The organism is Georgenia sp. 311, from assembly GCF_006151955.1.
In the GTDB taxonomy this organism is placed as follows: Bacteria; Actinomycetota; Actinomycetes; order Actinomycetales; family Actinomycetaceae; genus Oceanitalea; species Oceanitalea wutianyii.
Map to the genome: position 1 here is coordinate 1 of NZ_VDFS01000017.1, position 6,201 is coordinate 6,201.

Below are 6,201 nucleotides of genomic sequence, written 5' to 3' on the forward strand. Positions count from 1 at the left end.
TCCCTGCGCCGAGAGCTGGATCGTGCACCGTGCACGATCCAGCTCTCGGCGGGAAGGGGGGATCGGGGGCGCCTACAGCTCGGCGCGGAGCCTGCGCAGGCGGGTGAGCGTCGCGTCCTTGCCGAGGATCTCCATCGACTCGAACAGCGGCGGGGAGACCCGCCGGCCGGTGACGGCCACCCGCAGCGGGGCGAACGCGAAGCGCGGCTTGATGCCCATCTCGTCCACGAGCACGGCACGCAGCGCCTCCTGCTGGGACTCCGGGGAGAAGTCCGCGAGCCCGGAGAGCACCTCGATCGACCGGTCGAGCACGTCGGCAGCCTCGGGCCGCAGCGCCCCGCGGGCGTCCTCCTCGACCTGCACCGCGTCGTCGTCCACGAACAGGAACCCGAGCATGCCGGGTGCCTCGCCCAGGAGGGTCATGCGCTCCTGGACCAGCGGCGCGGCCACGGTGAGCAGCTCCTGGTGCTCCGGGGAGAGGTCGGCGAAGGAGTCCGCGGGCACGGCGCCGGCGGCGTGGAGGTAGGGCACCAGCCGCGCGCGGAAGTCCTCGGGCGTGAGGAGGCGCAGGTGCGTCGCGTTGATCGCCTCGGCCTTCTTGAGGTCGAAGCGCGCCGGGTTGGGGTTGACGTCGGCGACGTCGAACGCGGCGACCATCTCCTCGCGGGAGAAGATGTCGTTGTCCGGGGAGATCGCCCAGCCGAGCAGCGCGAGGTAGTTGAGCAGCCCCTCGGGGGTGAAGCCGCGCTCGCGGTGGAGGAAGAGGTTGGACTCCGGGTCGCGCTTGGACAGCTTCTTGTTCCCCTCCCCCATGACGTAGGGCAGGTGGCCGAACTTCGGCATCACCGAGGCGACGCCGATGTCCAGCAGGGCGCGGTAGAGCACCACCTGGCGCGGGGTGGAGGACAGCAGGTCCTCACCGCGCAGCACGTGGGTGATGTTCATCAGCGCGTCGTCCACCGGGTTGACCAGCGTGTACAGCGGCTGGCCGTTGGCCCGGACGATGACGAAGTCCGGCACCGAGCCGGCCTTGAAGGTGATCTCCCCGCGGACGACGTCGGTGAAGGTGACGTCCTCGTCGGGCATCCGGATGCGCAGCACGGGCTCGCGGCCCTCGGCGCGGTAGGCGGCCTTCTGCTCCTCGGTGAGCGTGCGGTCGTACCCGTCGTAGCCGAGCTTGGGGTCACGGCCGGCGGCGCGGTGGCGCGCCTCGATCTCCTCCGGGGTGGAGAAGGACTCGTAGGCGTGGCCCGCCTCGAGCAGCCGCTCGGCGACGTCGGCGTACAGGTCCATCCGCTGCGACTGCCGGTAGGGCTCGTGCGGCCCGCCGACCTCGACGCCCTCGTCCCAGTCCAGCCCGAGCCAGCGCATCGCGTCGAGCAGCTGGTGGTAGCTCTCCTCGGAGTCGCGCGCGGCGTCGGTGTCCTCGATGCGGAAGACGAACGTGCCACCGGTGTGGCGCGCGTAGGCCCAGTTGAACAGGGCGGTGCGGATGAGCCCGACGTGCGGGGTCCCCGTCGGCGAGGGGCAGAAGCGGACGCGGACGGCGCCGGAGCGGGCGCCGTCGTCGGCGGTCTTGGGAGCGGAGGTCTCGGTCATGGTGCCCCCAGCCTATCGAGGTCGCGGCGGACGACGACGGCGGGCCCCGATGTCACCTCGGCCACGAACTCCCTTGACAGTGCCCGACGGCGGAGGAGACTTCTGAGCAACGCCGACCATCTGGGGCTCACCATGAACCGGCTGCCTCCCGTCCCCATCGCCAGGGCCGCGTCCGCCGTCCGCACGGCGGTCCAGCGGGCGGCTGCCCGCATGGTGCCGCCGGAGGTCGGAATCCTCGAGCTCGGCTCGGCCTTCATCGCGACGCAGGCGGTCTACGCCGCGGCGCGCCTCGGCCTCCCAGACGCGCTCGCCGGTGGCCCGCGCGCCCCCGACGACGTCGCGGCACGGCTCGGTCTGGACGCCGACGCCACCCACCGGCTGCTGCGCGCATGCACGACGTGGGGCGTCTTCCGCGAGGAGCCCGACGGGCGCTTCGCCCTCACGCCCCTGGCCGAGCGGCTGCGCTCCGACGTCCCCGGCTCCATGCGCGACGTCGTCCTCATGCTCGGCGACCCGACCTACCAGCGCGTGTGGGGCGAGCTCGCCGAGAGCGTCCGGACGGGCACGCCCGGTGTCGAGCGCGCCGTCGGGCGCACGATGTGGGACCACCTCGACCACGACCCGGAGTTCGACGCGGTCTTCAACGCCGCGATGGCCCGCCTCTCCGAGCTCGACTGGCCCGCCATCGCCGCCGTCTACGACTTCACCCGGTTCTCCCGGGTCGTCGACGTCGGGGGTGGGCACGGCGGCCTGCTCGTCCGCATGCTCGCCGCGGCCCCCTCCGCCGAGGGGGTGCTGTTCGACCGCGCCCCGCTCGCCGACGGCGCCCGGCGTCTGCTCGGGGAGGCCGGGGTGCTCGACCGGTGCCGCTTCGAGGCCGGCTCGTACTTCGACACCGTGCCGGACGACGGCGACCTGTACGTCCTGCGCCGGGTGCTCCACGACTACGACGACGACCAGGCCGCCGCGGTCCTGTCCACCGTGCGCCGCCACATGCTCGAGCGCGCCACCCTCCTCGTCATCGAGGGCGTCGTCCCGCCGGGGAACACCCCGCACTTCGCCAAGGCGCTCGACCTCGACATGCTCGTGTTCGTCGGCGGCCGCGAGCGCACCGAGGAGCAGTGGCGCGCCCTTCTCGCCGACACGGGGTTCCGGACGACGCGGGTCGTGCCGACCGTCTCGGCCGTCTCGCTCGTCGAGGCCGTGCCCGGACGGCTGCCGTGAACGCCCCTGCCCGGCCCGCCCCGTGATCCGGGGTCAGTCGAGCGCGTGCCGGATGCCCTGGCGCAGGCCCTCCACCCAGCCCTGCTCGGTGGGCCACGCCGAGATCACCAGCCACGTGGCGCCGGCGTCGGCGTACTCCTGCGCCGGGACCCCCTTGGCCCAGTGGGCGACGACGTCCCAGTCCTCGCGCTGCTCCTCTGCGGGGACGAGCGCGAGGTAGTCGGCGAGCGCGTCGGGGCCGAGGTCACCGTGGGTGCCGATGGGCACGACCCCGTCCCACCGGCGGGCGCGGCCCAGCGGCTTGCGGTTGGGCACGACGCCGGCCACCCAGATCCGCGGCCTGGGCTGCTGCACCGGCCGGGGCCGGAAGTCGGCCCTGACGGTGTAGTGGTCACCGGTGTGGTCGGTGGGGCCGCGCCAGAGCCGGTCGAGGACGTCGAGCGACTCGTCGAGCATGGCACCGCGCACGCGGGGGTCGGCCTCGTCGCCGAGGTCGGCGAAGTCGAGGTCGCGCGGCTCGCCGAGGCCGACGCCGAGCACGGCCCGGCCGTCGCTCAGGTGGTCCAGCGTCGTCACCTGCTTGGCGAGCGTCGTCGGGCGACGGCGGGTCACCGGCGTCACCAGCGTGCCGAGCAGGGCCCGCTCGGTGAGCTGGGCGAGCGCGCCGAGGAGCACCCACGGGTCGTGCACGGGCATCCCGGGCGACCACTGGACGTGGTCCCAGAGGAAGATCCCGTCCCACCCCGCCTGCTCGGCCTCACGGCCCAGGTCGAGGACGGTGCGCGCGTCGGTGAACGGCGGGATGCTCACGGCGTACCTCATGGCCGGACCCTACCCGGGCCGCCGCCGCACCGGCGGCCGGCGGCGGCGTCGGGGTCAGCGCTCGAAGGACTCGGCGACGGTGCGCAGGTTGGCGACGTACTCGTCCCACCAGCCCGCGCCCTTGGCCGGGAGGTTCGTGGCACCAGCGCGCAGCCCCGCGGCGCCGTCGATGAGCTCGCGGACGATGTCGGCGTGGCCCGCGTGCCGGGCTGTCTCGGCGATGACGTGGACGAGGACGTGGTGGAGGGTGACCTCCCCGTCGCGCCACCAGGGCACGCGGCCGACGTCCTCGAGGCCGAGCGCCTCGATCGTCGCGTCCGAGTGCGCCCACGCCTGGCGGTACAGACCGACGACGTACTCCGCCGACTCGTCCTCCGTGGCCCACATGTCGACGTTGGGCGGGGCGTCGTCGGCCAGCCACACGAGCTCGATCGGCGCGGGCCGCCCGAAGGTGTCACCGAAGTAGCCGAGCTCCACGCCCGCGAGGTGCTTGACGAGACCGAGGAGGTTGGTGCCGGTGCGGGTGTGCGGCCAGCGCAGGTCCCGCTCGCTCAGGCCCTCGAGCTTCCACAGCACCGCCTCTCGCGAGCTCTGCAGGTAACGGTGGAGCATCTGCTTGGCGTCGCTCATCGGTATCCCCCCGGACGGTAGGTGCCGCTGGGCTGGTCGCCCCTGGTGCTCCGACCGTAGGGGACGCCGGCCCCGCGACGACCTGTAACAGCCGGACGTGCATCCACCGTCAGCCGACGTCGTACACGAGGTGCGTGGCAGTCGACGTCGCGGTCACGCTGCGCTGCACCAGCGTCCCGGAGAAGCCGCCGGTGAACAGCGGCGTACCCGCGCCGAGGACGACGGGCGCGAGGTGCACCGACAGCACCTCGACGAGCCCCGCCGCGAGCGCCGAGCCGATGGTTGCTCCGCCTCCCATGAGGACGACGTCGAGGTCCTCCCCCCGCTCCCCCGACTGCGCCTCGGCGCGCCGCCGAGCCGCGGCGACGGCGTCGGGAAGGCCGGTGGTGACGAAGGTCCACTCCAGGTGGGCGAGCCGGACCGCCGTCGGCGGTGCGCTGGTGACCACGACGAAGGGCGGGGTGCCGACCTCGCCGGCCCCGTACCCCGTCTCGTCGTCCCAGCCGCCGGGGCCGTCGACGACATCGAAGAGCCGGCGGCCGAGGACGACGGCGCCCGATCGGGCGGTCCCCTCGCGCAGGACTCGTCGGTCGACGGGATGGTCGGAGAACGCCCACTCGTGGAGCGACTCCCCGCCGGTACCGAGGCCGTTCCGGGGGCCGGGGTCGGGGCCGGTGACGTAGCCGTCGAGGGAGACGGAGATGTCGGCGACGATCCGAGTCATGCCGTGGCAGACCTGGCCCGCCGCCGGAACTGATCGGACCACACGATCCCCGACAGGGACCAACGTCCCGACGCGGCTCGGCGGCGCCGCCCTAATTTTGCGGCGAACCACGGCGCTCGCCCCCACCGCTCTCCCCCCCACCCGGAGCGGTGGGGGCGTCTCCGTACGTGACCGGTGCGCGGCGCGTCCCGGGCCGCGCGTCTCGGCCGCCGTCGGGGCGGGCGGGGCAGGTCCGCAGTGCCCTTACACTTCCCCGGGCGGCAACGGGTGCCGCCCAGGAGTGGAGGCGACGATGCGCTCACACCACCGGACGGCGGTCGCCGTCCTCAGCCTCGGTCTCGTGCTGGCCGCGTGCTCGGACGCGGCCGAGCCGGTGACCGCCCCGGCCCAGGCCGGGGAGGCGACCCCGACCCCGGCGCCGACGACGCAGACCACCGACGCCGAGGACCACGGCGCCCACGACGCGCACGGCGGCGACAGCCACGAGGCGGTCGCTGCCGGCCCGGTGAGCGCCTCGGTGCTCGGCACCTCGACCGGCTCCTACGGTCCCCTCGGCGAGGGCATGGGCAGCGCGACGAACACGCTCGTCGTCGAGGGGACCGTCACGCTCGTCAAGGACGAGTACGGCACCCAGATCTCGACCAACGTCACGGGTCTGATGTCCGGGCAGCCGCACGCCGCCCACCTGCACGACGGGTCGTGCACCGACTTCGGCGGGCACTACATGCACGACCACGCCGGGCCGCCGGAGCCGCCGAACGAGATCTGGCTGTCCTCCAGCTCCGACCCGGCCGGCTCCCTCGAGCCGAGCCGGACCGGCAGTGCGATCGGCTCGGGCGGGGCCGACTGGGTCCCGCGGGAGACGCCGCTGTCGATGATGATCCACGACTCCGAGTTCCCCGGTCTGCCGATCGCGTGCGCGGACTTCGCGGCCTACGACGGGCCGGTCACCCTCGTGCTCGAGCCCGCTGCCGACGGCGTCGAGGCGGTCGAGTACTCCCTCGACGGCGGCGAGTGGGTCACCTACGAGGGCCCGGTCGAGATCACCGGGGCCGGGTCGCACACGGTGGCCTACGCCCCCGCCGGCGAGCGCGACGACGCCCCGCAGATCACCTTCACCCTGGCCGGCGCCCGGTAGGGCAGCCCTCTCCCTGGCAAGAGACAGGGAGCGAGCCGCGCGGCTGTCGGCCGCGCGGCTCGCT

Annotated in this window: 6 protein-coding genes; 2 read left to right on the forward strand and 4 right to left on the reverse strand. The window is 73.9% G+C overall.

Features of this window, described 5'->3' with window-relative positions; translation table 11 throughout:
• Positions 1-72: 72 nt before the first annotated feature.
• On the reverse strand, positions 73-1,599 hold the full coding sequence (gltX, locus tag FHE66_RS02135; protein WP_139071349.1) for a glutamate--tRNA ligase: 1,527 nt from the start codon (positions 1,597-1,599) through the stop codon (positions 73-75).
• Positions 1,600-1,731: 132 nt separating this feature from the next.
• Between gltX and FHE66_RS02140 the strand changes: the two genes are divergently transcribed.
• On the forward strand, positions 1,732-2,823 hold the full coding sequence (locus FHE66_RS02140) for a methyltransferase (protein ID WP_139071350.1): 1,092 nt from the start codon (positions 1,732-1,734) through the stop codon (positions 2,821-2,823).
• Positions 2,824-2,856: 33 nt separating this feature from the next.
• Here FHE66_RS02140 and FHE66_RS02145 read toward each other — a convergent pair whose 3' ends face one another.
• The 3 genes from FHE66_RS02145 to FHE66_RS02155 all read right to left on the reverse strand — a co-directional run bounded on the left by FHE66_RS02145 (position 2,857) and on the right by FHE66_RS02155 (position 4,999).
• The gene (locus FHE66_RS02145; protein ID WP_139071351.1) at positions 2,857-3,645 is read right to left on the reverse strand and encodes an LLM class flavin-dependent oxidoreductase; all 789 of its coding nucleotides are present in this window, start codon (positions 3,643-3,645) and stop codon (positions 2,857-2,859) included.
• A 54-nt stretch (positions 3,646-3,699) separates the two neighbouring features.
• A complete protein-coding gene (locus FHE66_RS02150) occupies positions 3,700-4,275 on the reverse strand; it encodes a DinB family protein (RefSeq protein ID WP_139071352.1) in 576 nt (191 codons plus the stop codon).
• Between the two features lie 109 nt (positions 4,276-4,384).
• On the reverse strand, positions 4,385-4,999 hold the full coding sequence (locus FHE66_RS02155) for a dihydrofolate reductase family protein (protein ID WP_139071353.1): 615 nt from the start codon (positions 4,997-4,999) through the stop codon (positions 4,385-4,387).
• A 292-nt stretch (positions 5,000-5,291) separates the two neighbouring features.
• Here FHE66_RS02155 and FHE66_RS02160 point away from each other — a divergent pair, with 292 nt between their 5' ends.
• A complete protein-coding gene (locus tag FHE66_RS02160; protein WP_139071354.1) occupies positions 5,292-6,137 on the forward strand; it encodes a hypothetical protein in 846 nt (281 codons plus the stop codon).
• The last annotated feature ends 64 nt before the right edge of the window (positions 6,138-6,201 follow it).

What these genes read in the sequence shown, in the direction of transcription:
- gltX (WP_139071349.1), bottom strand. Translation starts at nt 1,599, where the DNA reads ATGACCGAGACCTCCGCTCCCAAGACCGCCGACGACGGCGCCCGCTCC.
- FHE66_RS02140 (WP_139071350.1), top strand. Translation starts at nt 1,732, where the DNA reads ATGAACCGGCTGCCTCCCGTCCCCATCGCCAGGGCCGCGTCCGCCGTC.
- FHE66_RS02145 (WP_139071351.1), bottom strand. Translation starts at nt 3,645, where the DNA reads ATGAGGTACGCCGTGAGCATCCCGCCGTTCACCGACGCGCGCACCGTC.
- FHE66_RS02150 (WP_139071352.1), bottom strand. Translation starts at nt 4,275, where the DNA reads ATGAGCGACGCCAAGCAGATGCTCCACCGTTACCTGCAGAGCTCGCGA.
- FHE66_RS02155 (WP_139071353.1), bottom strand. Translation starts at nt 4,999, where the DNA reads ATGACTCGGATCGTCGCCGACATCTCCGTCTCCCTCGACGGCTACGTC.
- FHE66_RS02160 (WP_139071354.1), top strand. Translation starts at nt 5,292, where the DNA reads ATGCGCTCACACCACCGGACGGCGGTCGCCGTCCTCAGCCTCGGTCTC.